The 25,292-nt window shown below is 60.7% G+C and carries 25 protein-coding genes; 11 read left to right on the top strand and 14 right to left on the bottom strand.

Annotation, left to right across the window (positions count from 1 at the left end):
- Positions 1-22: 22 nt before the first annotated feature.
- Positions 23-1,054, bottom strand: a complete 1,032-nt coding sequence (locus tag ABX75_RS00865) for a DUF2066 domain-containing protein (protein ID WP_034099594.1) — start codon at positions 1,052-1,054, stop codon at positions 23-25.
- Positions 1,055-1,411: 357 nt separating this feature from the next.
- Between ABX75_RS00865 and purM the strand changes: the two genes are divergently transcribed.
- The 4 genes from purM to ABX75_RS00845 all read left to right on the top strand — a co-directional run bounded on the left by purM (position 1,412) and on the right by ABX75_RS00845 (position 4,306).
- On the top strand, positions 1,412-2,470 hold the full coding sequence (gene purM, locus ABX75_RS00860; protein ID WP_034099596.1) for a phosphoribosylformylglycinamidine cyclo-ligase: 1,059 nt from the start codon (positions 1,412-1,414) through the stop codon (positions 2,468-2,470).
- Positions 2,470-3,120, top strand: coding sequence for a phosphoribosylglycinamide formyltransferase (purN, locus tag ABX75_RS00855; protein ID WP_034099598.1), 651 nt, complete (start codon positions 2,470-2,472; stop codon positions 3,118-3,120). Before purM ends, purN begins: the two co-directional genes overlap by 1 nt.
- 8 nt (positions 3,121-3,128) lie before the next feature.
- A complete protein-coding gene (locus ABX75_RS00850; protein WP_034099599.1) occupies positions 3,129-3,842 on the top strand; it encodes a DUF3108 domain-containing protein in 714 nt (237 codons plus the stop codon).
- Positions 3,843-4,117: 275 nt separating this feature from the next.
- The gene (locus ABX75_RS00845; protein ID WP_034099600.1) at positions 4,118-4,306 is read left to right on the top strand and encodes a hypothetical protein; all 189 of its coding nucleotides are present in this window, start codon (positions 4,118-4,120) and stop codon (positions 4,304-4,306) included.
- A gap of 169 nt (positions 4,307-4,475) precedes the next feature.
- On the opposite strand, the gene ABX75_RS00840 is transcribed toward ABX75_RS00845, so the two are convergent.
- The 7 genes from ABX75_RS00840 to ABX75_RS00810 form a co-directional block, all read right to left on the bottom strand.
- Positions 4,476-5,021 (bottom strand): DUF2058 domain-containing protein, encoded by a 546-nt coding sequence (locus tag ABX75_RS00840; protein ID WP_034099601.1) that lies wholly within the window; start codon positions 5,019-5,021, stop codon positions 4,476-4,478.
- A 25-nt stretch (positions 5,022-5,046) separates the two neighbouring features.
- Positions 5,047-5,880: a nucleoside triphosphate pyrophosphohydrolase gene (gene mazG, locus ABX75_RS00835; protein WP_047881304.1), complete on the bottom strand. Its 834-nt coding sequence runs from the start codon at positions 5,878-5,880 to the stop codon at positions 5,047-5,049.
- A gap of 8 nt (positions 5,881-5,888) precedes the next feature.
- Positions 5,889-8,135 (bottom strand): GTP diphosphokinase, encoded by a 2,247-nt coding sequence (relA, locus tag ABX75_RS00830; protein ID WP_034114769.1) that lies wholly within the window; start codon positions 8,133-8,135, stop codon positions 5,889-5,891.
- Between the two features lie 139 nt (positions 8,136-8,274).
- The gene (gene rlmD, locus ABX75_RS00825) at positions 8,275-9,627 is read right to left on the bottom strand and encodes a 23S rRNA (uracil(1939)-C(5))-methyltransferase RlmD (protein ID WP_047881303.1); all 1,353 of its coding nucleotides are present in this window, start codon (positions 9,625-9,627) and stop codon (positions 8,275-8,277) included.
- Positions 9,627-10,529: a cysteine synthase CysM gene (gene cysM / locus ABX75_RS00820; protein ID WP_034114771.1), complete on the bottom strand. Its 903-nt coding sequence runs from the start codon at positions 10,527-10,529 to the stop codon at positions 9,627-9,629. The genes rlmD and cysM overlap by 1 nt, the downstream gene beginning before the upstream one ends.
- Positions 10,530-10,715: 186 nt before the next feature.
- Positions 10,716-11,321, bottom strand: a complete 606-nt coding sequence (locus ABX75_RS00815; protein ID WP_047881302.1) for a tRNA-uridine aminocarboxypropyltransferase — start codon at positions 11,319-11,321, stop codon at positions 10,716-10,718.
- A 7-nt stretch (positions 11,322-11,328) separates the two neighbouring features.
- Positions 11,329-12,222: a LysR family transcriptional regulator gene (locus ABX75_RS00810; RefSeq protein WP_034099609.1), complete on the bottom strand. Its 894-nt coding sequence runs from the start codon at positions 12,220-12,222 to the stop codon at positions 11,329-11,331.
- 149 nt (positions 12,223-12,371) lie between these two features.
- Between ABX75_RS00810 and speB the strand changes: the two genes are divergently transcribed.
- From speB to ABX75_RS00790, 4 genes are read left to right on the top strand one after another with little or no spacing between them, the layout of a single operon-like run.
- Complete coding sequence (gene speB, locus ABX75_RS00805) at positions 12,372-13,322, top strand: agmatinase (protein ID WP_047881301.1); 951 nt, start codon at positions 12,372-12,374, stop codon at positions 13,320-13,322.
- Positions 13,322-13,744, top strand: a complete 423-nt coding sequence (locus tag ABX75_RS00800; RefSeq protein ID WP_034138898.1) for a nuclear transport factor 2 family protein — start codon at positions 13,322-13,324, stop codon at positions 13,742-13,744. Before speB ends, ABX75_RS00800 begins: the two co-directional genes overlap by 1 nt.
- Positions 13,745-13,765: 21 nt before the next feature.
- Positions 13,766-15,262: a cytosine permease gene (locus ABX75_RS00795; RefSeq protein WP_034099615.1), complete on the top strand. Its 1,497-nt coding sequence runs from the start codon at positions 13,766-13,768 to the stop codon at positions 15,260-15,262.
- Between the two features lie 24 nt (positions 15,263-15,286).
- Positions 15,287-16,669, top strand: coding sequence for a sodium:solute symporter (locus tag ABX75_RS00790; RefSeq protein WP_034114773.1), 1,383 nt, complete (start codon positions 15,287-15,289; stop codon positions 16,667-16,669).
- Between the two features lie 52 nt (positions 16,670-16,721).
- Here the strand turns inward: ABX75_RS00790 and ABX75_RS00785 are convergent, their stop codons facing one another.
- From ABX75_RS00785 to ABX75_RS00780, 3 genes are all read right to left on the bottom strand, one after another.
- Positions 16,722-18,293: an amino acid dehydrogenase gene (locus ABX75_RS00785; RefSeq protein ID WP_047881300.1), complete on the bottom strand. Its 1,572-nt coding sequence runs from the start codon at positions 18,291-18,293 to the stop codon at positions 16,722-16,724.
- Positions 18,294-18,513: 220 nt separating this feature from the next.
- Positions 18,514-18,636 carry a PA1414 family protein gene (locus tag ABX75_RS29590; RefSeq protein WP_003193089.1) on the bottom strand — a complete coding sequence of 41 codons (123 nt, stop codon included), beginning with the start codon at positions 18,634-18,636 and terminating at the stop codon, positions 18,514-18,516.
- A 159-nt stretch (positions 18,637-18,795) separates the two neighbouring features.
- A complete protein-coding gene (locus ABX75_RS00780) occupies positions 18,796-19,689 on the bottom strand; it encodes a LysR family transcriptional regulator (RefSeq protein ID WP_034099619.1) in 894 nt (297 codons plus the stop codon).
- 104 nt (positions 19,690-19,793) lie between these two features.
- On the opposite strand from ABX75_RS00780, the gene ABX75_RS00775 reads away from it, so the two are divergent.
- Positions 19,794-20,999, top strand: coding sequence for an MFS transporter (locus tag ABX75_RS00775; protein ID WP_047881299.1), 1,206 nt, complete (start codon positions 19,794-19,796; stop codon positions 20,997-20,999).
- On the opposite strand, the gene ABX75_RS00770 is transcribed toward ABX75_RS00775, so the two are convergent.
- From ABX75_RS00770 to ABX75_RS00760, 3 genes are all read right to left on the bottom strand, one after another.
- Positions 20,911-22,353, bottom strand: coding sequence for an NCS1 family nucleobase:cation symporter-1 (locus ABX75_RS00770; protein WP_047881298.1), 1,443 nt, complete (start codon positions 22,351-22,353; stop codon positions 20,911-20,913). The genes ABX75_RS00775 and ABX75_RS00770 overlap by 89 nt on opposite strands.
- Positions 22,354-22,551: 198 nt before the next feature.
- Entirely contained in the window at positions 22,552-22,947 is a 396-nt protein-coding gene (locus ABX75_RS00765; protein WP_034099623.1) for a DUF2177 family protein, read from the bottom strand.
- Positions 22,948-22,999: 52 nt separating this feature from the next.
- The gene (locus ABX75_RS00760; RefSeq protein WP_034099624.1) at positions 23,000-23,836 is read right to left on the bottom strand and encodes a S1 RNA-binding domain-containing protein; all 837 of its coding nucleotides are present in this window, start codon (positions 23,834-23,836) and stop codon (positions 23,000-23,002) included.
- Positions 23,837-24,158: 322 nt separating this feature from the next.
- Between ABX75_RS00760 and ABX75_RS00755 the strand changes: the two genes are divergently transcribed.
- Together ABX75_RS00755 and ABX75_RS00750 are read left to right on the top strand one after the other, a co-directional pair.
- The gene (locus ABX75_RS00755) at positions 24,159-24,338 is read left to right on the top strand and encodes a hypothetical protein (protein ID WP_003193095.1); all 180 of its coding nucleotides are present in this window, start codon (positions 24,159-24,161) and stop codon (positions 24,336-24,338) included.
- A gap of 206 nt (positions 24,339-24,544) precedes the next feature.
- Positions 24,545-25,267 carry a TorF family putative porin gene (locus ABX75_RS00750; protein WP_034099626.1) on the top strand — a complete coding sequence of 241 codons (723 nt, stop codon included), beginning with the start codon at positions 24,545-24,547 and terminating at the stop codon, positions 25,265-25,267.
- The last annotated feature ends 25 nt before the right edge of the window (positions 25,268-25,292 follow it).

Here is a 25,292-nt window from a genome sequence, read left to right as displayed (position 1 = left end):
CTATCTATATAAGGAAGAACGTTTACCAGCGAAAACGCAGTTGCGCCTGGGGTTCGGGGGCAGCGGCCGGTGGCGTTCCGTCGGTCACTGGCTGGGCTTCAGCCGCTGGAACCTCCTGCAACTTGGCCAGGCTCAACTGGGTACGCAATTGCTCGGCGCTGCCGTTCACGCGATACACAATGCGGTCGCCATCGACCAGCAGCGGTTGACCGCCAAACGGCTCAAGCAGATGCCCAAGCGTTGCGTAGCGCTCCAGATTCATGCCCTGCACTTCCAGCAACTGCTCGGTGCTGACGCCCGGCTTGACCGCAAAACGCGGCGCCAGCTTCTGGCTGACGGCCAACATCACCGCATCCGCCAGCGCTGCGGTGTCTGCGCCCTCGGCGGTGCCTTGATCAGCCTTGTCGCCCAACCACAGGCGCCATTTGGCCTGCCACTGATTACCTTCTTGACGCGCATGCACCGCCAGCAACGCATCGGCACCGTAGCGTTCGGACGCAGCCCGCAGCGGCGTGGCATCGGCGCTCTCCAGGTTCGGCGCGGTGGCCACTACTTGCTCTTCCAGATCGCCCAATGGCAGACGCAGCGGCAAGCCACGGTGTTGCGCCGCACGACGCAGCGCTTGGGCGGCGGACTGGCCGTCGCCCACCAGGCTGCTGCCCTCGGTGGAATCATTCAGCCACCAGCCCAGGATCGAGGGCCGATTACTGCCCCAGATAGACAACCCGGCGTCACGCAATGCGCGATCGGTGCTCACCGGGTCGAAATCCACTTGCAGGCTTTCCGGCGGGCCGGCGTCGTAGCCGTACTGGCTGATGATCTGCTGCGGATCTTTGCGTACCGCCGCCAGGCCCGGACCTTCGGCGGCTTTGGCATCGCCAGTCAGGCGGATCACCAGGGTCTGCACCGCGCGCTGGGTGGCTTGGTCGCGCTCCTGGGGCGACTGGCTGCTGACCGGCTCAAGTACTTGATAAAGGCCGTTGAGGGTTTCGGCATGACTCGCCAGGCTGACCAACGACAAACAGCCCACAAAAAACACATTACACAGACGCATGAAAGATTCCCGAACGACAGATTTAGCGGCTGGAACAGACCGCGCGAACTCGGTTTCGCCTGGGCTGGGACCACGGCGACCGGTAAAACATTCACGGGGTCTCGGTAAGTTTTCGTACTGTCACAGTACTAGCGGGTTCAAGGCTATACCTTAATAGGCGCTGAAGCCGAGTCGATTAGCATTTTTTTAATCGCCTTTTTTAGCCGATATGGCCCTGCCCGTCGGCCCGAGGATGGCCGCTGCCCCTCAAGCCTGATAAAATCGCGCGCCTTCGCAGACCGTCAACGGCTGGGCCTCTTTACAAAAGCCCCCGCCCGCTCGGTCGTTACCCAGAAATCCCCCCTAAAGGCCTGGATCATGAGCAAGCAACCCTCCCTGAGCTACAAGGACGCCGGTGTAGACATCGACGCCGGTGAAGCATTGGTCGAACGCATCAAGAGCGTCGCCAAGCGCACTGCGCGCCCCGAAGTCATGGGCGGCCTGGGCGGTTTTGGCGCCCTCTGCGAGATCCCGGCCGGCTACAAGCAGCCAGTCCTGGTGTCCGGCACCGACGGCGTGGGCACCAAGCTGCGCCTGGCCCTGAACCTGAACAAGCACGACAGCATCGGCATCGACCTGGTGGCCATGTGCGTCAACGACCTGGTGGTATGTGGCGCCGAGCCGCTGTTCTTCCTCGACTACTACGCCACCGGCAAGCTGAACGTGGACACCGCCGCACAAGTGGTCACCGGTATCGGCGCTGGCTGCGAACTGTCGGGTTGCTCCCTGGTAGGCGGCGAAACCGCTGAAATGCCTGGCATGTACGAAGGCGAAGACTACGACCTGGCCGGTTTCTGCGTCGGCGTTGTAGAAAAAGCCGAAATCATCGACGGCTCCAAAGTGGCCGCTGGTGACGCCCTGCTCGCCCTGCCATCCTCCGGTCCGCACTCCAACGGCTACTCGCTGATCCGCAAGATCATCGAAGTGTCGGGTGCCGACATCGAAAACACCCAGCTCGACGGCAAGCCACTGACCGACCTGCTGATGGCGCCGACCCGCATCTACGTCAAGCCGTTGCTCAAGCTGATCAAGGACACCGGCGCCGTGAAGGCCATGGCCCACATCACCGGTGGCGGCCTGCTGGACAACATCCCGCGCGTCCTGCCAAAAGGCGCTCAGGCTATTGTCGACGTCGCCAGCTGGCAGCGTCCTGCGGTGTTCGATTGGTTGCAGGAAAAAGGCAACGTCAACGAAACCGAAATGCACCGTGTGCTGAACTGCGGCGTGGGCATGGTCATCTGCGTAGCGCAGGAACATGTGGAAACCGCGCTGAACGTATTGCGCGAAGCCGGCGAGCAGCCTTGGGTCATCGGCCAGATCGCCACTGCTCCGGAAGGCGCGGCCCAGGTTGAACTGAAGAACCTTAAGGCGCACTGATGCCGGCAACCTGTGATGTCGTGGTGCTGCTCTCCGGCACCGGCAGTAACTTGCAGGCCCTGATCGACAGCACGCGCACCGGCGACAGCCCGGTGCGCATCGCTGCGGTGATCTCCAACCGTAGCGACGCCTATGGGCTGCAACGCGCCAGGGACGCGGGAATCGAAACCCGCTCCCTGGATCACAAGGCGTTCGACGGCCGCGAGGCTTTTGATCGCGCCCTGGTGGAACTGATCGACGCCTTCGATCCCAAGCTCGTGGTACTGGCCGGTTTCATGCGCATCCTCAGCGCTGACTTCGTGCGCCATTACGCCGGGCGCCTGCTGAATATCCACCCTTCCCTGCTGCCCAAATACAAGGGCATGCACACGCACCAACGTGCCATTGATGCCGGTGACCGCGAGCATGGCTGCAGCGTGCACTTCGTCACCGAGGAACTCGATGGCGGGCCTCTGGTCGTACAGGCAGTGGTTCCGGTAGAGTCGGATGACTCGGCGCAGACGCTTGCGCAACGGGTTCACACCCAGGAACACAGGATTTACCCGCTGGCGGTTCGCTGGTTTGCCGAGGGGCGGTTGATTCTCGGTGACCAGGGTGCATTATTGGACGGCCAGTTACTCGCGGCCAGCGGCCACTTGATTCGAACCTAGGAGATTTTATGCGTCGTGCCTTGCTCTTCGCTTTTGCGCTGTTCGCCTTGCCTGCGGTGCAAGCGGCAGACCTTCATCCCTTCTCCGTAAGCTACACCGCCGACTGGAAACAGTTGCCCATGAGTGGTTCGGCCGAACGCAGCCTGACCAAGAATAGCGACGGCACGTGGACCTTGAACTTCAAGGCTTCCATGATGATTGCCAGCCTGACTGAAACTAGCGTGATCCTGTTTGACAAGGACAGCCTGCAACCGAAGAGCTACACCTTCGAACGCGGCGGCCTGGGCAAAGCCAAGAAAATCAACCTGGACTTCGATCAGGCAGCCAAGAAAGTCACCGGCTTCGAAAACAAAGACGCCGTGAATGTGCCTCTGCAAAGCGGCATGCTCGATAAGTCGACCTACCAGTTGGCCTTGCAGCGCGATGTCGCGGCCGGCAAAAAGAGCATGAGCTACAACGTGGTGGAAGGCACTGATGTCGACACCTACGACTTCCGCGTGATCGGCCCGGAAAAGGTCCAGACCAAGGTCGGCTCCATCGACGCCATCAAGGTCGAGCGGGTACGTGATCCGACGCAAAGCAAGCGCATCACCCAGATGTGGTTTGCCAAGGACCAGGGCGGCATTCTGGTAGCCCTGCGCCAGGTTGAGACCGACGGCAAGGAATACAACATCATGCTGCAAGACGGCACCGTTGACGGTAAAGCGGTCAAAGGCAGTTGATAGATCGATAAGACTGAAAGCCTCGCGAATGCGGGGCTTTTTTTCGCCTGTTTTTCTCGCTCGCACAGGGTGGGGCAAGCCCTTTCACATGAAACTTTTGTCATCAAGCCCACGGCTCTGCGGCGCAATGTCGCGGTTTACGGGGCCTGCAGCACTGTTGCGTTTCATGCAATGAATTGTTGCAGGCAAAACCGGTTTACTTAGCAAGCTAACAAAACATATAACAAAAGCCTGCGACGACTTGCCGCAGATCCACCAGAGATTGGAGCAAGCAGATGACTGTAAAAGTAACTGAACGCGACGATGCACATATGTCCCATGAAGCGTTGGGCCATGGGATTCACATCTGGGATGTACACCAACAAGACCTGCTGGTCGGCATGTTTCATAACGAAAGCGACGCTCAGAACTATAAGAACGAGCTTGAAATGCTCGAGATGAGACGCCAGGCAGAAAGCGCCTGAAACCCGAAATCGTGTAGAGGGTTGTGGTGAGCAGGCTTGTCCTGGGCTGGGCTGCGGAGCAGCCCTGAGCACGGCTAACGCATTCCGTCAGACAGAATCTCAACCAGGTTTTGGGGCTGCTTTGCAGCCCAACGCGGGGCAAGCCCGCTCACCACAACAAGCCGGCTCTTTACCACATCAGGTCGTCAGGGATCTGGTAAGCCGCGTAGGGATCATCCTCGTCCGGCACCTGGCTCTCGGTGAGGATATTGAGCTGCACGATGCGCTCGGGTGCGCGCTCCTGGATCTTCAACGCGGCCTCCCGTGGGATCACTTCATAACCGCCGCCGTGATGCACGATCGCCAGGGAGCCGTTGCTCAGTTTGTTGCGCATCAACGTGTTGACCGACAGGCGCTTGACCTTCTTGTCATCCACGAAGTTGTAGTAGTCCTCGGTGGTCAGCTTGGGCAGGCGCGAGGTTTCGATCAGTTGCTTGACCTGGGCCGCACGGGCCTTGGCCTCGGCTTTTTCCTGCTGCTGGCGGTTCAGTTCCTGGTCGCGCTTGATCTTTTCGGCCTTGGCCTCAAGGGCCAGGCGCGCCTGGGTGTCATCGGCTTCGGCCTGGCCTTTGTGGACCAGACGTTGCTGCTTCTGTTTCTCTTTGCCGACCTGCTTGGCCTGCTTTTGATTGACCAGACCTGCTTTGAGCAACTGGTCGCGAAGGGAAAGGCTCATGGTGCTTACTCACTTAGGCAACTGCTCAACCGCAGCTGGACACGTTCTTTTCCTGACGTTTGGCTTCGCCCCATAGGGCGTCCAACTCTTCGAGGGTGCAATCTTCCATGGGACGCTGGGTCTCGCGCAATGCCTGTTCGATAAATCGGAAGCGTCGTTCGAACTTGGCATTGGCGCCACGCAGCGCGGTTTCGGGGTCGACCTTGAGGTGACGGGCCAGGTTGACCGCCGCGAACAGCAGGTCGCCGACTTCATCGGCAATGGCCGCCGGGTCGTTATCGGCCATGGCTTCGAGGACTTCATCCAACTCTTCGCGCACGTTGTCCACCACCGGCAAGGCCGATGGCCAGTCGAAACCGACCTGGCTGGCGCGTTTCTGCAACTTGGCGGCACGGGACAGGGACGGCAAGGCGTTGGGCACATCGTCGAGCAGTGAAAGCTGCTGCGGTGCGTCGGATTTTTCCGCGCGCTCCTCGGCCTTTATCTGCTCCCAGCGTTCCTTGACGTGTTCTTCGCTGAGTCGCGGGACATCCAGCGGCGCATACAGATCGCCGGTCGGGAACACATGGGGGTGACGCCGAATCAGCTTGCGAGTAATGCTGTCGACCACCCCGGCAAATTCAAAGCGCCCTTCTTCCCGCGCCAGCTGGCTGTAATACACCACCTGAAAGAGCAAATCGCCTAGCTCGCCCTGCAAGTGATCGAAGTCGCCACGCTCGATGGCATCGGCCACCTCGTAGGCTTCTTCGAGTGTGTGCGGGACGATGCTCGCGTAGGTTTGCTTGATGTCCCACGGGCACCCGTATTGCGGGTCCCGCAGGCGATTCATCAAGTGCAGCAGGTCTTCGAGGCTGTACATCGGGCTACTCATGATGGCGTGCGATTACGCCGCGTCTCGATGATGTTCGGCAACTGGGAAATCCGCCCCAGCAACCGCCCCAGCGCATCCAGCCCGGGAATCTCGATGGTCAGTGACATCAACGCGGTGTTGTCCTCTTTATTCGAGCGGGTGTTGACCGCCAACACGTTGATCCGCTCGTTGAGCAACACTTGCGAGACGTCGCGCAGCAACCCCGAACGGTCGTAGGCGCGGATGACGATGTCCACCGGATAGGTGAGCACCGGTACCGGCCCCCAACTGACCTGGATGATGCGCTCCGGCTCACGCCCGGCCAGCTGCAACACCGAAGCGCAGTCCTGACGGTGAATGCTCACGCCACGACCCTGGGTGATGTAGCCGACGATGGCATCGCCCGGCAGCGGCTGGCAGCAACCGGCCATCTGCGTCATCAGGTTGCCCACGCCCTGGATCTGAATATCGCCGCGCTTGCCAGGTTTGTAGCCGGTGGCTTTGCGTGGGATCAGCTCCAGTTGTTCGTTGCCGCGCTCCGGCTCCACCAGTTGCTGGGCCAGGTTGACCAACTGCGCAAGGCGCAGGTCGCCGGCACCGAGGGCGGCGAACATGTCCTCGGCAATCTTCATATTGGCCTTTTCGGCCAGCTTGTCGAAGTCCACCTGGGGCAGCCCCAGGCGCGCCAGTTCGCGTTCGATCAGGGTCTTGCCGGCGGCGACGTTCTGGTCGCGGGCCTGCAGTTTGAACCAATGGACGATCTTGGCCCGCGCCCGCGATGTAGTGATGTAACCCAGGTTCGGGTTCAGCCAGTCGCGGCTGGGGGTGCCGTGTTTGCTGGTGATGATCTCGACCTGTTCACCGGTCTGCAGGCTGTAGTTGAGCGGCACGATGCGCCCGTTGATCTTGGCGCCCCGGCAGTTATGGCCGATCTCGGTGTGCACGCGGTAGGCGAAGTCCAACGGCGTGGCACCCTTGGGCAAGTCGATGGCGTGGCCGTCCGGCGTAAAGATGTAGACCCGGTCCGGTTCGATATCGACCCGCAGTTGTTCGGCCAGGCCGCCGATGTCGCCGAGTTCTTCGTGCCATTCCAACACTTGGCGCAGCCAGGAGATTTTCTCCTCGTACTGATTGGAGCCGGCCTTGACGTCGGTGCCCTTGTAGCGCCAGTGCGCACACACCCCCAGCTCTGCCTCTTCGTGCATGGCATGGGTGCGGATCTGCACTTCCAGGACCTTGCCCTCGGGGCCGATCACCGCTGTGTGCAGCGAGCGGTAGCCGTTTTCCTTGGGGTTGGCGATGTAGTCGTCGAATTCCTTGGGAATGTGCCGCCACAGGGTGTGGACGATACCCAGCGCGGTGTAGCAGTCGCGCATTTCCGGCACCAGCACGCGCACCGCACGCACGTCGTAGATCTGGCTGAAAGCCAGGCCCTTGCGCTGCATTTTGCGCCAGATGGAATAGATGTGTTTGGCGCGGCCACTGATGTCAGCCTCGACCCCGGTGGCCTGCAGCTCGGAACGCAGTTGGTTCATCACATCGGTGATGAAGCGCTCGCGATCCAGCCTGCGCTCGTGCAAGAGCGTGGCGATCTGTTTGTATTGATCGGGCTCCAGGTATCGGAAGGACAGGTCTTCCAACTCCCACTTGATATGGCCGATACCCAGGCGGTGCGCCAGGGGCGCGTAGATATCGAAGACCTCGCGGGCGACGCGGTTGCGTTTCTCGTCGTCGGCGTTCTTGACCGCACGGATCGCACAGGTGCGTTCGGCCAGCTTGATCAGGGCCACGCGCACGTCGTCGACCATCGCCACCAGCATCTTGCGCAGGTTCTCGACCTGGCCCTGGGTACCCAGCACCATCGACTGGCGCGGGCTGAGGCTGGCGCTGATGGCGGCCATGCGCAGCACGCCGTCGATCAGTTTGGCCACCACCGCACCGAAGCGCTGGCTGACCGTCGGCAACGGAATATGCCCTTCGCGCACGCCGCGATAGAGCACGGCGGCGATCAGCGAATCCTGGTCCAGCTTGAGATCGGCAAGGATCTCGGCGATCTCAAGGCCGGTGCGAAAACTTGAAGTGCCTTCGGCCCACAGGTTCTTCGCCGCGTTGTCCTGTTGCTCAGACTCACGGGCGAACTCGCAGGCGGCCTTCAAGGCTTCACGGTCCAGTGCCGGATCGACACTGACCGCATGATCCAGCCATGCCTCGAGATTGATACTGCCGTCAGTGTTGATCGGCTGGTGTGCTCTCACCTGTACCATCTTGCTTACCTTCCCTACGACGCACCTTCGATGCGTCAAAAATCATCGCCAACCTGCTTTATCACTAAAGCTCACCCTGCAGATTCCCTGGCGGATCACGGCCCTGGAGAATGCAGGCCAGTCGGATTAAACGGGCATCCTAGCCCGCTTCAAATAACGCCATGGCCTCGACATGCGCTGTCTGCGGAAACATATCGAGGATCCCGGCACGTTTTAGCCGGTAGCCTTGCTTGACCAACTCAACCGTGTCCCGCGCCAGCGTCGCCGGGTTGCAGGACACATACACCAGACGCTTGGCTCCCAGGGTGGCGAGCTTGCGCACCACCTCCTGAGCACCATCGCGAGGTGGGTCCAAGAGTACCGCAGAAAAGCCCTGCTTGGCCCATTCTGCGTCAGTCAAAGGCTGAGACAAATCGGCCTGAAAAAACCGCGCATTATGCAAATTGTTGCTGACGGCGTTGAGCGCCGCCCGGTCCACCATGGTCTGCACACCTTCTACCGCGACCACTTCACGCACCTGGCGCGCCAATGGCAAGGCGAAGTTGCCCAGACCGCAAAACAGATCCAGCACCCGCTCGTCGGGTTGCGGCGCCAGCCATTCCAGGGCCTGGGCCACCATCGCCTCATTGACCCCGGCGTTGACCTGAACAAAATCCCCTGGCCGATACGCCAGCTCCAGATCCCAGGCTTCCAGGCCAAATCCCAGGGTCAGATCGGGCTCCACCGGTGCCGGTTGCCCCTCACCCTGGAGCCACAATTGAGCGTTATGGAACGCGCAGAATTCTTTCAACACCAGCAGGTCCGCTTCGGACAACGGCGCCATATGCCGCAACAACACAGCGATGGACGACCCGCTGAACAACTCCACATGCCCCAGGGCTTGAGGTTTGCTCAAGCGGCGCAGCATGTTCGGCAGGCGCTGCATGATCGGCTGCAAGGCCTGTACCAGCACCGGGCATTCATCGATGGCAACAATGTCCTGGCTGGCCACCGCGCGAAAACCCACTTCAAGGGTCTTGGCCTTGGCGTCCCAGCGCACGGCCACGCGGGCGCGGCGACGGTAGCCGAATTCCGGGCCACTCAACGGCGCCGCCCATTCCGACGGCTCGATACCGGCCACACGGGACAGTTGCTCGGCGAGCATGCGCTGTTTCAAGGCGAGTTGTTCGTCATGCGCCAGATGCTGCACGCTGCAGCCGCCGCAGCGGCCGAAATGCGCGCAAGGTGCAGGGCGGCGCAGTTCGCTGGCGCTGAACACCCGCTCGGTGCGGGCCTCGACCACTTTGCCGTGGGTGCCCAACACCCGCGCTTCGACCTCTTCACCGGCAAGGGCGCCATTGACGAACCAGGTGCGTCCTTCGAAGAACACGATGCCGCGCCCGTCATTGGCCAGGCGCTCGATGGTCAGGCGTTGTTTCTTGCCCACCGGAATCTGTGGGGCCCGGCTGCCGCCCGTCGGTTGGAAGCGCAGGCCTCTGTCGTGCTTGGCCATCAGTTGGGTTCGTCGAAAATGCCGGTCGACAGGTAACGGTCGCCTCGGTCACAGATGATCGCGACGATCACCGCGTTTTCCACTTCTTTCGACAGCCGCAGCATGCCGGCCACCGCACCGCCGGAGGAAACGCCGCAGAAGATGCCTTCTTCACGGGCCAGGCGGCGGGTGGTGTCTTCGGCTTCGCGCTGGGCCATGTCGATGATGCGATCGACCCGCGAGGCGTTGTAGATCTTCGGCAGATAGGCCTCTGGCCAGCGGCGAATGCCGGGGATAGCCGCGCCTTCCATCGGTTGCAGGCCGACGATCTGGATCGCCGGGTTCTGCTCCTTGAGGTAACGCGAGTTGCCCATGATGGTGCCGGTGGTGCCCATGGAACTGACGAAATGGGTAATGGTGCCCTGGGTCTGGCGCCAGATTTCCGGGCCGGTGCTGGTGTAGTGCGCCTCAGGGTTATCCCCGTTGGCGAACTGGTCGAGCACCAGGCCACGGCCTGCGGCGGCCATACGCTCGGCGAGGTCGCGAGCACCTTCCATGCCGTCTTCCTGGGTCACCAGCACCAACTCGGCGCCATAGGCGGTCATTGCCGCCTTGCGCTCGGCGCTGCCGTTGTCGGGCATGATCAGGATCATTTTGTAGCCCTTGATCGCGGCGGCCATGGCCAGGGCGATCCCGGTGTTGCCCGAGGTGGCTTCGATCAGGGTGTCACCCGGTTTGATCTGCCCGCGCAACTCGGCGCGAGTGATCATCGACAGCGCCGGGCGGTCTTTTACCGAGCCGGCCGGGTTGTTCCCTTCGAGCTTGAGCAACAGGGTATTGCTGGTTTCACCCGCCATGCGTTGCAAGCGGACCAGGGGCGTGTTGCCGACGCAATCGGCGATAGTGGGGTACTGCAAGGTCATGGCGTATTCGCAATCCAGACTGCGGGGCGCACATCATACCGGGAAAGGTCGGCGGGCCATATCACGCAAAGTGCGGTACTTATGGCTTATGGGAATAAGCGAGGGAAATGGGCAGCTGTGAGGGCCCTATCCGGGGCGAGCCCCCCTCCCACATGCGAGCGCATTTCATGCTGCAACGCCCCCCGCCTATTCCCAATGCCCGCCGCCATGATTTTTCTGAAAAACCGCCTCACCCATCGCCGCAATCTGACCGTCGATCAACGCTTCAAAAGGTTTGAGCAGTGGCTCGAAAGAAGTGGGTGCCTCCAGCACCTGCAATGCCTGCGCAATTGCTTCAACCGTCGACAAGGCTCCCGGCCCGGGCGCCTTGCGCAGCCGATAGCGCGACACACCGCCCTCGGCCAGCGACACCCGTGGCAACGCCGCCAACAACGGATTCATGTGCAGCAATTTACGTGCTTTTCGCCAGGTGCCGTCGGGGACCACCAGCAACAGCGGCTGGGCGTCGGGCCCATAAGCGTGCAATGGCTGGGCGTCGTCAGCGGGAAACAACAGCCGTGCCTGATAGCCGGGAGGGTTCAACAAGGTCGGCAGATCATCGAACACCTCGCCCACCACCAGTTGCGCATTGTTCAAACCTAATGCCGCCAGGCGCGCGGTATTGAGCGCATGGTTGACCTCGCTCGGATGCTGCAACAACAACACCCGAGTGCGGCTATCCAGACGGGGAATCAGCGCGCACAAGCAATGGGCGGCGGGCCTGAGGCAACGGGAACATTGGGGTCTGGACATGCTGGTATCAGGCCTGATTGAGCTGAGCTTTAAGTAAGTCGCGGAAAGTCTGGATCAACGGTTCGCGGCTGCGGCCCCGGCGCATAATCATCGAAAACGGTGCCTGATAACCAAAGGTGGCGGGCAACAACACCCGCAGATCGCCTTTGTCGGCCCAGGCCTGGGCGTAGTGTTCCGGCAGGTAACCGATATAGGCACCGGACAGCACCAGGATCAACTGCGCCTCCATACTTTCCACGGTCGCCGCGCTGTGTTTGAAACCATGACGCGCCAGTTCCGCCTGGCTCCAGTAGCCGCGTCCAACCATGCGCTGCTGGGTAATCACCTGTTCCGGAATACGCCGCTCGCCGAACAGCGGATGGCGCGAGCTGCAATACAGCCAGTGCTGCTCGCGGTACAGCGGCATATAGATCAACCCGCTCATGCGATTGGAAAAGGCGCCAATCGCCAGGTCCAGGCGATTGTCCTGCACGCCAAGCTGCAATTCGTAGGGACTCATGACCGACAGATGCAGGTGCACCGCCGGGTGTTCCTGGCTGTAGGCGCCGATCACTTCAGCGAACGGCAGCGCCTTGTCGCTGACTGTGGAGTCCAGCACGCCGAGCTTGAGGGTACCGCGCAATTCCCCTTTGAGCGCGGCGGCGTACTGCTCGAAGCCTTCCAGCTCGGCCAGCAAGCGCAGGGTTTCCTGATGGAACAACTCGCCCTTGCTGGTCAGGCTGAAGCCGCCGCGCCCCCGATGACACAGCACCAGGCCGAGCGCCGATTCCAGCTGGCTCATATAGGTGCTGATAGCCGATGTCGACAGGTTGAGTTCGTGCTGGGCATTGGCGAACCCCTGGTGCCGCACGACGCTGACGAAGATGCGCAGGAGTTTCAGGTCTGGCAAGGCGTTGGCCATGGGCGGCTCCGAGGGTTGAGAGCGGCAGTCTACCTGCCTACTTTAGTTTAGAAAAATCTGAACTAAGTATTTGCCTCAGCCGATTTGTCCGGCGCCGCGCTTTTCGCAGAATCGGCCCCCAACAACCAAAACAACGATGAGGCACTCCCGTGGACAAGATTTTTCACCAACCACTGGGCGGCAACGAAATGCCGCGCTTTGCCGGCATCGCCACCATGATGCGCCTGCCCCACCTGGCAACGGCCAAGGGCCTAGACGCCGCGTTTATCGGCGTGCCCTTGGACATCGGCACCTCACTGCGCGCCGGCACCCGCTTTGGGCCCCGCGAAATCCGCGCCGAATCGGTAATGATCCGCCCTTACAACATGGCCACCGGCGCCGCGCCGTTCGACTCGCTGTCGGTGGCGGACATCGGTGACGTGGCAATCAACACCTTCAACCTGCTGGATGCCGTGCGCATTATCGAAGAGGCGTATCACGAGATCCTCGAACACGACGTGATCCCCTTGACCCTGGGCGGCGACCACACCATCACCCTGCCGATCCTGCGGGCGATCCACAAAAAACACGGCAAGGTCGGACTGGTGCACATCGATGCACACGCCGACGTCAACGACCATATGTTCGGCGAGAAAATCGCCCACGGCACCACGTTCCGCCGCGCGGTGGAAGAAGGCCTGCTCGATTGCGACCGCGTGGTGCAGATCGGTCTGCGCGCCCAGGGCTACACCGCCGAAGACTTCAACTGGAGCCGCAAGCAGGGCTTTCGCGTAGTCCAGGCCGAAGAATGCTGGCACCACTCTCTCGCCCCTCTGATGGCCGAAGTGCGGGAAAAAGTCGGCGGCGGCCCGGTGTACCTGAGCTTCGATATCGACGGCATCGACCCGGCCTGGGCACCTGGCACCGGCACCCCGGAAATCGGCGGGTTGACCACCATTCAGGCGATCGAAATCATCCGCGGTTGCCAGGGCCTGGACTTGGTGGGTTGCGACCTGGTGGAAGTGTCACCGCCCTACGACACCACCGGAAATACCTCCCTGTTGGGCGCGAATCTGCTGTACGAAATGCTCTGCGTGCTGCCTGGCGTGGCGCACCGCTGATGAGCGCGCACGAGGTGCTGCAAGCGGCCGCCGATCTGGTGGCCGCGTTCGCACGCAATGACCGCGCCGCCTACTTCGACGCATTCACCGCCGATGCCAGCTTTGTGTTTTATACCCTGCCCCAGCCGTTGCTGAGTCGCGACGCTTACCAGACGTTGTGGGACAGCTGGCGCAGGGACGAAGGATTCGAGGTGCTGTCCTGCACGTCGAGTAATGCCCACGTCAGCCTGCACGGGGATGTGGCGATTTTTATGCATGACGTGGCCACCGAGTTGCGCATGCATGGGGAGCACTGCTCCAGCCAGGAACGCGAGACCATTGTGTTTATTCGGCAAGGGTCTGGCACACAACAAAAACAAGGCCTGTGGCTGGCCTGTCACGAACATTTGTCCGCTATGCCGGAAGGGCTGCCGCCCCCTTAGCCAATGTGATCGGAGCTGATCATGAATAATAAAAACAACCAAAAAAGTATTCGCACCATAGAAACCAACGGGGTCGAACAGATCCCGGACCACGAGCGCACCGCCAGCCCCAAGGATCTGTTCCGACTGATTTTCGGCGGTGCCAATACCTTTGCCACCGCCGTGTTGGGCTCCTTCCCCGTACTGTTCGGCCTGTCATTCCAGGCCGGTGTGTGGGCGATTGTGCTGGGCGTGCTGGTGGGCGCGCTGATCCTGGCGCCCATGGGCCTGTTCGGGCCGCTCAACGGCACCAACAACGCGGTGTCGTCCGGCGCGCACTTCGGTGTGCATGGGCGCATTGTCGGCTCGTTTCTGTCATTGCTGACGGCGATTGCCTTCTTCTCCCTGTCGGTGTGGAGTTCGGGGGATGCGCTGGTCGGCGGAGCGAAACGTCTGATCGGCCTGCCGGAAAACGACCTGACCCTTGGCCTGGCCTACGGCATGTTTGCCCTGCTGGTGCTGACGGTGTGCATCTATGGCTTTCGTTTCATGCTGTGGGTCAATCGCATTGCCGTGTGGGCGGCCAGCCTACTGTTCCTACTGGGCATCTTTGCCTTCGCACCGACCTTCGACAGCCATTTCGCCGGCAGCTTGGCCTTAGGCCAGAGCGGCTTCTGGGCGGCCTTTATCGGCGCGGCACTGGTGGCCATGAGCAACCCGATTTCCTTCGGTGCGTTCCTGGGGGACTGGTCGCGCTACATCCCGCGCGAGACGCCGAAACTGCGCATCATGCTGGCGGTGATCGCCGCGCAGATCGCCACGCTGATTCCGTTTCTGTTCGGCCTGGCCACCGCGACCATCGTGGCGGTCAAGGCGCCGGATTACATCGCGGCCAACAACTATGTCGGCGGCCTGCTGGCGGTGGCGCCGACGTGGTTCTTCCTGCCGGTGTGCCTGATCGCGGTGATCGGCGGCATGTCCACCGGCACCACCTCGCTGTATGGCACCGGCTTGGACATGTCCAGCGTATTCCCCCGCGTGCTCTCTCGGGTCAGGGCGACATTGCTGATCGGCGTGATGTCGATTGCCTTCATCTTTATCGGACGTTTCGCCGCCAACCTAGTGCAGAGCGTGTCGACTTTCGCCGTGCTGATCATCACCTGCACCACGCCATGGATGGTGATGATGATCATCGGCCTGATCGTGCGCCGCGGCTTCTATTGCCCGGATGACCTGCAAGTGTTCACCCGCGGCGAGACCGGCGGGCGTTACTGGTTCAGCCACGGCTGGAACTGGCGCGGTTTGGGGGCATGGATTCCCAGCGCGCTGGTGGGGTTGTGCTTCGTCAACCTGCCGGGGCAGTTCGTCGGGCCGCTGGGCAACCTGGCCGACGGCATCGACATCAGCCTGCCGGTGACCCTGGGGCTGGCTTCGGTGGTGTACCTGACGCTGTTGCGGGTGTTCCCGGAGCCGGCGTCGGTGTATGGACCGACCGAGTCGGCCAGGGCTTTGGCCACTACCCGCGTGCAAACCGCCTAAAACAATAATCGGAGACTCGCCGTCATGGCTTTGGATTTATTCGTCGTACTCATCTACGCCGCCGGTATGCTCGTGCTCGGCTATTACGGCATGCGCCGCGCCAAGACCCACGAAGATTACCTGGTGGCCGGCCGCAACCTGGGCCCGTCGCTGTACATGGGCACCATGGCCGCCACGGTACTGGGTGGCGCGTCTACCGTCGGCACGGTGCGCCTGGGCTATGTGCACGGCATCTCGGGCTTTTGGCTGTGCGCGGCGCTGGGCATGGGGATCATTGCGCTGAATCTGTTTCTGGCCAAGCCGCTGCTCAAGCTCAAGATCTTCACCGTCACTCAGGTGTTGGAAAAACGCTACAACCCCATGGCGCGCCAGGCCAGCGCGGTGATCATGCTGGCGTATGCGTTGATGATCGGCGTCACCTCGATCCTGGCCATCGGCACCGTGCTGCAAGTGCTGTTCGGCCTGCCGTTCTGGGTGTCGGTGCTACTGGGCGGCGGCGTGGTGGTGGTGTATTCGACCATCGGCGGCATGTGGTCGCTGACCCTTACCGACATCGTGCAGTTCGTGATCAAGACCGTCGGCCTGATGTTTATCCTGCTGCCGATCTGCCTGTATCGCGTCGGTGGCTGGGACGAATTGGTGGCCAAGCTGCCGGCGTCGAGTTTCAGCTTCACCGCGATCGGCTGGGACACCATCATCACCTACTTCATGATCTACTTCTTCGGCATTTTGATCGGCCAGGACATCTGGCAGCGGGTGTTCACCGCCCGTGATGAAAAAGTCGCGCAGTACGCCGGAACCTTCGCCGGTTTCTACTGCGTGCTCTACGGGCTGGCCTGTGCATTGATCGGCATGGCGGCCCATGTGCTGATCCCGGACTTGGACAACGTCAACAACGCCTTCGCCGCTATCGTGAAACTGTCGCTGCCAGACGGCATTCGCGGCCTGGTGATCGCCGCAGCGCTGGCAGCGATGATGTCCACCGCCAGCGCCGGTTTGCTGGCCGCCTCTACCGTGCTGACCGAAGACCTGCTGCCGCGCCTGCGCGGCGGCAAGCAGTCGAGCCTGAGCCTCAACCGCTTGTTCACCCTGCTGACCGGCGCGACAGTGCTGGGCATTGCGTTGGTGGTCAACGACGTAATCAGCGCTCTGACCCTGGCCTACAACCTGTTGGTGGGCGGTATGTTGATCCCGCTGATCGGCGCGATCTTCTGGAAACGCGCCAGCACACCTGGCGCGATCGCCTCCATGGCCCTGGGCTTTGTGACGGCGCTGGTCTTTATGTTCAAGGATGGCCTGGATGCGAACACACCGATCTACTACAGCCTGGCGGTGGGGCTGGTGAGCTTTGTCGCGGTGAGCCTGCTGTCGCGCAAGCCACAAGGCGTGACAGCTCGGGCGGTGTGAGACAAAGCGGTTTCTTCAGCGGGTGCAACGTCGGAGGTCGCACCCGCTTTTTTTATTGGGCGTTCATGGCCAAAACCATAGGCGCTTTGGCTTGGATGATTTCCTGCACCAGAGAAGCCCACAGCAACCCCTGCGTGGTGCCCGCGGCATAGGTTCCGCCGGCGACCATGCGGTTGTGGGCGCAGCGGTACACGATGGATAGTTCTTCGAGATCATCACCCTCCAAGACCGACACAACGCAGTGCCGCCTACTCAGTGCGGCAGTTTGAGCCGGACTCAACTGCTGGGGCAGAAACCGGACCCCAGAGGCACCCAAGAGCGCCTCAAGCTCATCCCACAACGCAGTGGTCGCCTGCCCGTGTGCGAGTCGTGCCAACGAAGGGTTGTCCGCCAGCAGCTTTTCGAACAGCTCTAGCCCTGCGCGGTGACACTCAACGGGCAAGCGGTGGTCGGGCTCTGGTTCTGCTGTCGGCTGCGTTGTTGACATGGGCCACATATTGACGTGCTTAAGGCGGGCATCATCGCTGTGTCGTTCGGTTCCGTACACCGTGACCTGATAGTTGGCCAAGCGGAACATCACGGCTTGAAACAGGCTATTGATCCCCCTGCCGACGATCGACACACATGGCGCGGCGGCATCAGTTTGCACGGTCGGGATAGTGAAAGATTTGGCAAGGGACCGCTTGAGCAGGCCGCGCACGGCCATCAGGCTCTGCTGAACGCAGACGGCGTGGTCAAGGTCGCCATGGCAGGCATCGCTGGAGGTGGCTTGAATGGTGAAGGTCACCGGCCTGCGCCAGGTATCGAGACTGCATCCAAGCAGTTGAGCGCGCGAGCGAAACTCACCCAATGTGACGGACCCGCAGCCCAGCACCAATTGAAGGTGTTCAGCCACTGCCAGGGCCTGGACCGCATCGTCGCTGAACACGTCTGGCTCGACGACGCAAACCAGACGGGCGTGTGGGTGCAGACACTCAATCAACGCCCCATCGATGCGGGGCGTGGTTTCGTCATTCCGGGTCGGGCATAGGGCGACAGCATGGGCCCCCGTCAGCGCTTCGAACCGGTCCACCGCAAATGTCACTCTGCTGTCGGCGGTCTCTTGGGACTGATGCTCACCCAGCACCTTGATTCGCACATGGGGGTCACGCTCAAGCAACAATCTGACAAGCGCCTTGCCCACATTCCCGTAGCCAACTACGCCGACTTCAGAAGGCAAGGCCCCCTCGCCAAGCGTCAGCCAATGCGCCATATACGCCGCCACATGCGGCGCGTTGATGCCCGGGGTATTGATTACTCGAATATCGTTCGCTTCGCACAAGTCCAGTCGTACTTTATCCAGGCTCGTGCCTCTACGAATCAGACACAGGTCGCCAAATGGGTGGGCTGTGCGCCAGCGCTCAATGATTTCGGCGTCGATGACTTGGTCCGCGACAATCAACGCGGACGGCCGCAACAGTGCGATCTGCAACAGCAGTGTCTGCTTGGCCAGGGTGGGGGGAAGAAACACGACGTTGCCGGGGGCGTCGGCCCTCCAGCGTCTAGAGACAGGGGCGATGTGTAAAACCGTGTCGAGGGTGGCGATCAGTGAAGCGGCGACGGGCGGGACACATGAGAGCGTCATGGGCTTATCTCCAGCAGATTCATGTAGGTGCTGGAGATTTTTTCTACGCTGATTTTTCGGATTAACTAAGCCAGGCGAATCTGACAAACAAGTAGTCCGATTCCGATACTCAAAGACGAACGTGTGACACAGGGCAGGCTAAGACACCTGTGGTGGCAGACTTGCCCTAACAAGCCTGCTGCTACAGTTGCGAAGTGCTCAATGTTCCCTTAATCGCGGCTCACCGGCGACGTGGGCGACGCTGCTCATCATCCGTGCGAATCGGCACCGGCTGCAGCGGTGGCTCGATCAAGCCCAGGGCGACGCCGAGGTCATGGAGCCAGTTTTGAATTTTCTCTTTCATGGTGGTGCCCCCTTTGAGGGTAGTGCGGATCGGCGGAAGCTGAATTGCCCTACATAAAATATCGCCGCTTCCTACTGATAATAGCCCTAAGTACTACGTATTGCTTGCGGCAAACCACAACGAACTATTACCGAATAGGTCTGAATCCTGACGGATCGCTCAAGCGATGGCGCGGGTGTCTGGCAGCAACTCGGCCTTGCCTGTTTGCTGCAGGTCGATCCATGCGTTGAGGTTAGCGCCGAGCATACCTTTTCGCCACATCAACCAGGTGGTCGCAGTGGCAAATTGCCCTATCAGCGGATGAACGGACACACTGTCCCTGCCCGGCAGGCTGGCAAGCATGGATTCGGACATCAACGCCACTCCCGAACCGGCAATCACACAGGCGAGCATGCCCTGATACGACTCGATCTCAATAGCGCGCCCCATGGCCACACGATCCTGGGCAAACCAGCTTTCCAGACGCGCGCGATAAGCGCAGCTGCGGCGAAAGGTGAACACTGCGCGACCAGCCACGTCCTGAGGCCCGCGCACTGGCGCATGGTCCGCTTCACAGATCAGCACCAAGCGCTCTTCGCACAACGGGATGCCATCCAAAGAGGCGATGGTCAGCGGGCCGTCCACCAAGGCCGCGTCGAGGCGCCCGGTGATCAGGCCTTCAAGCAATTCGCCACTGGGCGCCGACTGCACCTGCAAGTTCACCTGCGGATAAGCCTTGTGATAACGCGCTAACAAGGTCGGCAGGTGAATCGCCGCGGTGCTGTACATGCTGCCCAGCACAAAATCCCCTGCCGGCTGGCCGCCTTGCACCGCGCCGTGGGCTTCGTCATGCAAGGCCAGCAGGCGCGTGCTGTAGTCCAGCAGCACCTTGCCTGCCGGGGACAACTGCAAGCGTTGACGTTCGCGCACGAACAATTCAACGCCGAGCTGTTCCTCCATCTGCTTGAGGCGTGTCGACAGGTTCGACGGCACGCGGTGCAGGCGCTCGGCCGCGCGAGTGATGGAGCCCTCTTCGGCCACCGCCTGGAAGATGCGCAATTGACTGAACTCCATGCCTTTCTCCAAAACTGAACAAGTTGCTCACTATTATTCATTTTTGCAGAAAGTCAATGCACCTTAGGCTGACCGTCATACGTTTCTTGCAGGAACCCCTGACCATGTCGCCGTTAATCCGCTTACTCGCCAGCTTCATCGCCTTGATGATGGCTATGGGCATTGGCCGTTTCGCGCTCACTCCGCAACTGCCCCACCTATTGAATGAAGGCCAGATCGACCTGACTGACGCGGGCCTGATCGCGGCCGCCAACTACCTGGGCTATTTCGTCGGCGCAGTGGATTCGATGTTCGCCCGCAGCCATCAGCATATTCGCGGCCGTCTGTACGGCGGCTTATGGCTGTGTGTGCTGCTGACCGTGGCCTCGTCTTGGGCCCATGGCTTTTGGGCGCATTTGTTACTCCGGTTCGGCACGGGAGTGGCGAGCGCGTGGGCGTTGGTGATGATCACCAGCCTGAGCCAGCCCCTGGCGCTTGCCGCCGGCCGCCCGCGCTTGGGGGCACTGGTATTTGCCGGACCGGGGCTGGGGATTTTGCTGACGGGGGTGCTGGCACTGGTCGCCAACCAAGTGGGGCAAAGTAGCGCAATACTGTGGCGGGTGTATGGCGGCGTGGCGTTGGTGATGCTGCTGGCGATTCTGCCGTTCCTGCCGCCGGTCAAGGCAACCGCCGCGCCAGGGGCCGACGTCAGCGCTGGCCGCAATGGCAGCATCACGCATCTGTGCTGGGTTTACGTGCTGTACGGCGTGGGCTACATCATCCCGGCGACCTTTCTGTCGCAAATGGCCAGTGCACAATTGAAGGGCGCCTGGCAGGCCGATCTGTTCTGGCCCTGCTTTGGCCTGGCATCGGCCCTTGGCGTGGTGGCCGCGAGCCTGCGCCGCAAGGATGCGCACACTACCCGCCGTTGGCTGATGACGACCTTATGGCTGCAAGCGGCCGGGGTGTTCGCCTGCCTGCTGGGCAATGGCTGGGGCCTGGCCTTGGGCGTGCTGCTATGCGGCGGGCCGTTCCTGGCCTGCATGCAACTGGTGATGGCGCGTCTGCGAGAGATCGCGCCCCACGGCTACCAGCGCAACACCGGGCTGCTCACTGCCAGTTTCGCCATCGGGCAATTGAGCGGCCCGTTGCTGGCCTCGATCAGCAGCCATCTGAGCGGCGGTTTGCAGCCGGCGTTGGTAATCGCCGGTGCAGGTCTGTTAGTGGCGGGCGGGATCGTCCTCAGCTCGCAACCAGCGGCGCCGGCACGCGACCCTGCTCGCGTCGCGCCAGCACCAGAAAGAACAGGCCGCCCAGCAAACACCCAGTGAACCAAGCGAAGTTGGCCAGGCCCTGCAATGCCGGGGTGAAGGTGATCGCAACGCCCACCAGCGTCGCGGGCACCAGCGCCTTGACCGCTGTCCAGTTCACACCACCGTCGAAGTAATAGCGCCCGCTCGGGCTGTCATCGAACAGCGCATCCACATTGATCCGTTGTTTTTTGATCAGGTAGAAGTCCACCAGCAGGATGCCGAACAGCGGCCCGATGAACGCCGCGAGAATATCCAGGGTGTAGTGGATCATCAGCGGGTTATTGAACAGGTTCCACGGGGTGATGAAGATCGAGGCCACCGCCGCGATCATGCCCCCGGCGCGCCAGCTGATTTTGCTCGGCGCGACGTTGGCGAAGTCGAACGCCGGGGATACAAAGTTGGCGACGATATTGATGCCGATGGTCGCGGTTACAAATGCAAAGGCACCGAGCAGAACAGCCATGCTGTTATCGATCCGCGAGACGGTGGCTATGGGGTCATGCAGCATCTCGCCAAACACCGGCAAGGTGCCTGAAACAATCACCACGGTGACCAGGGAAAACGCCAGAAAATTCACCGGTAGGCCCCAGAAATTACCGCGTCGCACGTCTTGCATGCTGCGGCAGTAGCGGCTGAAATCGCCGAAATTCAGGGTGGGCCCAGAAAAGTACGACACCACCAACGCCGTGGCGACGATCACCTGGCCAAACGCTTGCCAACCCGACAGGGATTTTTCCGCCAGGGTGAAACTGATATTCGCCCAACCCGCCTTCCACACAATCCAGCCGGCCAGGATAAACATCACGGCGTACACCACCGGGCCCGCCCAATCGATAAAACGGCGGATGGATTCCATCCCGGCCCAGAACACGGCGGCTTGCAGCACCCATAGGCTGAGAAAACCAAACCAGCCCAGGTAGGAGAGGCCCGCGAAATGCGGCTCGGCATAGACCGCCATTTGTGGGAAGAATCGCAGTACCACGATGATCAAGGCACTCGACGCTAAGTAGGTCTGAATGCCATACCACGCCACGGCGATCAGGCCGCGAATCACCGCGGGAATATTCGCACCGAACACCCCGAACGCCAGACGGCAAATCACCGGGTAAGGCACTGCCGCTTGCTGGCTGGGCTTGGCCACCAGATTGGCGATCAATTGCACGATGCAGATGCCGGCGAGCAAGGCGATCAACACCTGCCAACTGGCCAGCCCCAGCGCGAACAGGCTGGCGGCGAACACGTAGCCACCGACGCTGTGCACGTCGCTCATCCAGAAGGCGAAGATGTTGTACCAGGTCCACTTTTGCGGGAGTGGACCAAGGTCCTGGTTGTACAGGCGTGGGCTGTAGCCGTTGGGCAATTGTTCGGTCATCGCTGGCTCCTCGTCATACCGGCCTGCGCTGCCGTAGCGGGTGCATACGGGAGGCGGCATGGTTTGTATACGAGATCGTCAGCAGAATACGTGCCAATGGCACACAATCCCTGTGTTACGGCAGTCCAAGGGGATCAGCGAACCTTAATCAGCGGCACTTCGCTCAGCAACGGTGCAGATTTATCCTGTACACAATCATCAGTGCACCCGATGTGCACACACGTAACCCACCGTGCAGCAGGCCGCCGTGAGGAAGGTGCCCCAAGCCATGTCCATCACTGCCAGTTGAGCGGACCAACCCTGCAACGTGGCCCAGTTGCTTAGATCATAAGTGCCGTACGCCACCAGCCCCAACAATGCGCCCAAGCGCGCCGCGCGCTGCCAACTGACGCTGGGCAGCACCACGAATACCACGCAGCCGAGCACATACAAGAGATAGAAGAGCACCGCGGGCAACAGCCGAGGTTGATCGAGCATCAGAGGGCCCAGCAGGGATTTGTAGGTGGGGCCCATAAGGACGCCGAGCCAGAGGCCGTCCAGAATCAAAAAGGCGAGCAACGTGCCCAGGTAGGCAAACAGGATTTTCTTGGTCATGGAAACAGCCTCTGTAGGCGCCGATCAGCGCCTACAGAAGAGCAAAACGCCCTCAGCTTAGTTCAATGCGATCGGCATGAATCACGATCTGGCCCTGTTTGTAGAGCGCGCCGATGGCTTTCTTGAAGTTGCCTTTGCTCACGCCGAACAAGTTGCTGATCACCGCCGGATCGCTTTTATCGCTGACCGGCAAGGTGCCGTTGTTTTCGCGCAACTTGGCGAGGATCTTCGAGTTCAGGCTGGAGGCCGCTTCCTGACCGACCGGTTGCAGGCTCAAGCTGATGTTGCCGTCGGCGCGGATCTCCTTGATAAAGCCTTTCTCTTCCTTGCCGGGACGCAGGAATTTGAACACTTCGTTCTTGTGGATCAAGCCCCAGTGTTTGTTGTTGATGATCGCCTTGAAACCCATATCGGTGGCTTCGGCCACCAGCAGATCGACTTCCTGGCCCACCTGATAGTTGGCGGGTGTCTTGTCCAGGTAACGGTCGAGGCGCGCAGTGGCGGTGATGCGCTTCGTGTGCTTGTCGAGATAGACATGCACCACGCAATACTCACCCGCGCTCAACTGACGCTTTTCTTCCGAGTAAGGCAGCAACAGATCTTTGGGCAGCCCCCAATCGAGGAATACACCAATGCTGTTGACTTCCACTACTTTCAAACTGGCGAACTCGCCCACTTGAACTTTGGGCTTTTCAGTTGTAGCGATAAGTTTGTCATCGCTGTCCAGATAAATAAAAACGTTAAGCCAGTCTTCATCTTCACTGGGAATATCTTTGGGGATATACCGATTAGGCAAGAGGATTTCACCGTCTTGCGCACCATCGAGGTACAAACCAAAGTTAGTGTGTTTAACCACTTGCAAGCTGTTGTAGCGCCCGACTAAAGCCATTTCCAAACCCCTCGTTACGTGGGCGGCATTCTACCCGAGTTGTGCCCGCCACGCGCGCACGCCTGAAAAATCCAGGGGTTGCGTGGCTTTCTGCTGGCCCTGCCCCGCTCGTCAGATCATCCTGATGAATTTCGCCCGGCGCGCCAGGCCAGTCGTTCCAGGGCTATCCAGTTAAAACAGTAAGTTAGCGGGTTATTCATAGGCCCAACTTTGCCCATTTTCAACCGGGCGCTTTATTCTCAGGGGATATTTACCAAGCAATTGTCAAGTATTTCATGTACGATGCCTGGCCAAGTTAATTCTCTACAGGTTAGTGGCCGCCATGCGTGTAAAAGCATCCAACAGCAAAGCAAAGCCAGCTCCCGCCGTTGAAACCAGCGAATCGATCAACAGCCAGATTGCTGCGTTCCTTAAATCCGGTGGCGAAATCCAGCAAATTGCCAAGGGCGTAAGCGGCCAGACTTTCGGCCCGTCCAAGCAGATCAGCCTGGGCAAGAAGTAACACTCTCGCAACACACCTGGTCCCTAAGCGCCTTGCCTTCAAGGCGCTAGGACTAGCGTCAGTACCACCCTCCCATTGCATTCAATAGCACGCTAATCGACGAACGGGCCTCACCGACTGCTATTCGCCGGTATCCTTGCACGCGTCTAGCGCGGGCATCTGCCCGATTTTTCCGTCACTGCTCCTCGCTTTTCATGGAGTGAAGCATGTTTAAACCCTGCATATTCCTGATCACTGCCCTGGTCGCCAGCCCTCTGGCCGAAGCGCAAATCTTCCAACGCGAATTGGGCGACTTCGACCTGAAACTGGGTACAACCCCCAGCCGCAGCATGGCCCAGGGCCTGGTCAAGCCGACGTCGCCGGGCAGTGGCTCGTTCCACGGCGGCCTGGATCTGAGCCACGACAGCGGCCTGTACTTCGGCCAGTTCTCGCCGAACATGGGGCTATCCTCCTCCAGCAACCTCGAAATCGATTCGTATATGGGCTTCAAACACCCTTTCGATCAGACCCTGGGCTACGAAGTCGGCTTGATCCACTACAGCTACCCCACCCTCAGCCCGCTCAACAGCCAGGAGTTCTACGGAGGTCTGAACCTGCTCGGCAATCGTTTCGGCGCCTCCTTCAGCAACGACCCGGACCGCCAGGACAGCACCCTCTTTGCCGACCTTAGCGGCACACAGCCGTTCGGGATCGGGGTAAGCATGAAGTACACCACCCATCAGTTAGGCTCGCCAGTGTCGGTGGATGGCGGCTCCATCAGCAGTTTCAGCGACTGGTCGGTGCAGTTTTCCCGCGCCTGGAAGGGCATCGACCTGGACCTGATCTACAGCGATTCCAGCCTCAGCGGCGGCAATTGCTCCGCCTACTCCGGGCACAACGCGCAATGCGATGGCCTGCTGACTCTCAAGGCCGTGCGCTCGTTTTATTGATGGGCTGAACTGTCGGACCCGGCCA

This window comes from Pseudomonas sp. ARP3 (genome assembly GCF_001029595.1).
Lineage (GTDB): Bacteria > Pseudomonadota > Gammaproteobacteria > Pseudomonadales > Pseudomonadaceae > Aquipseudomonas > Aquipseudomonas rhodesiae.
Note: the sequence above shows the minus strand (reverse complement) of the source record. Positions and strands in the feature narration are given on the sequence as shown.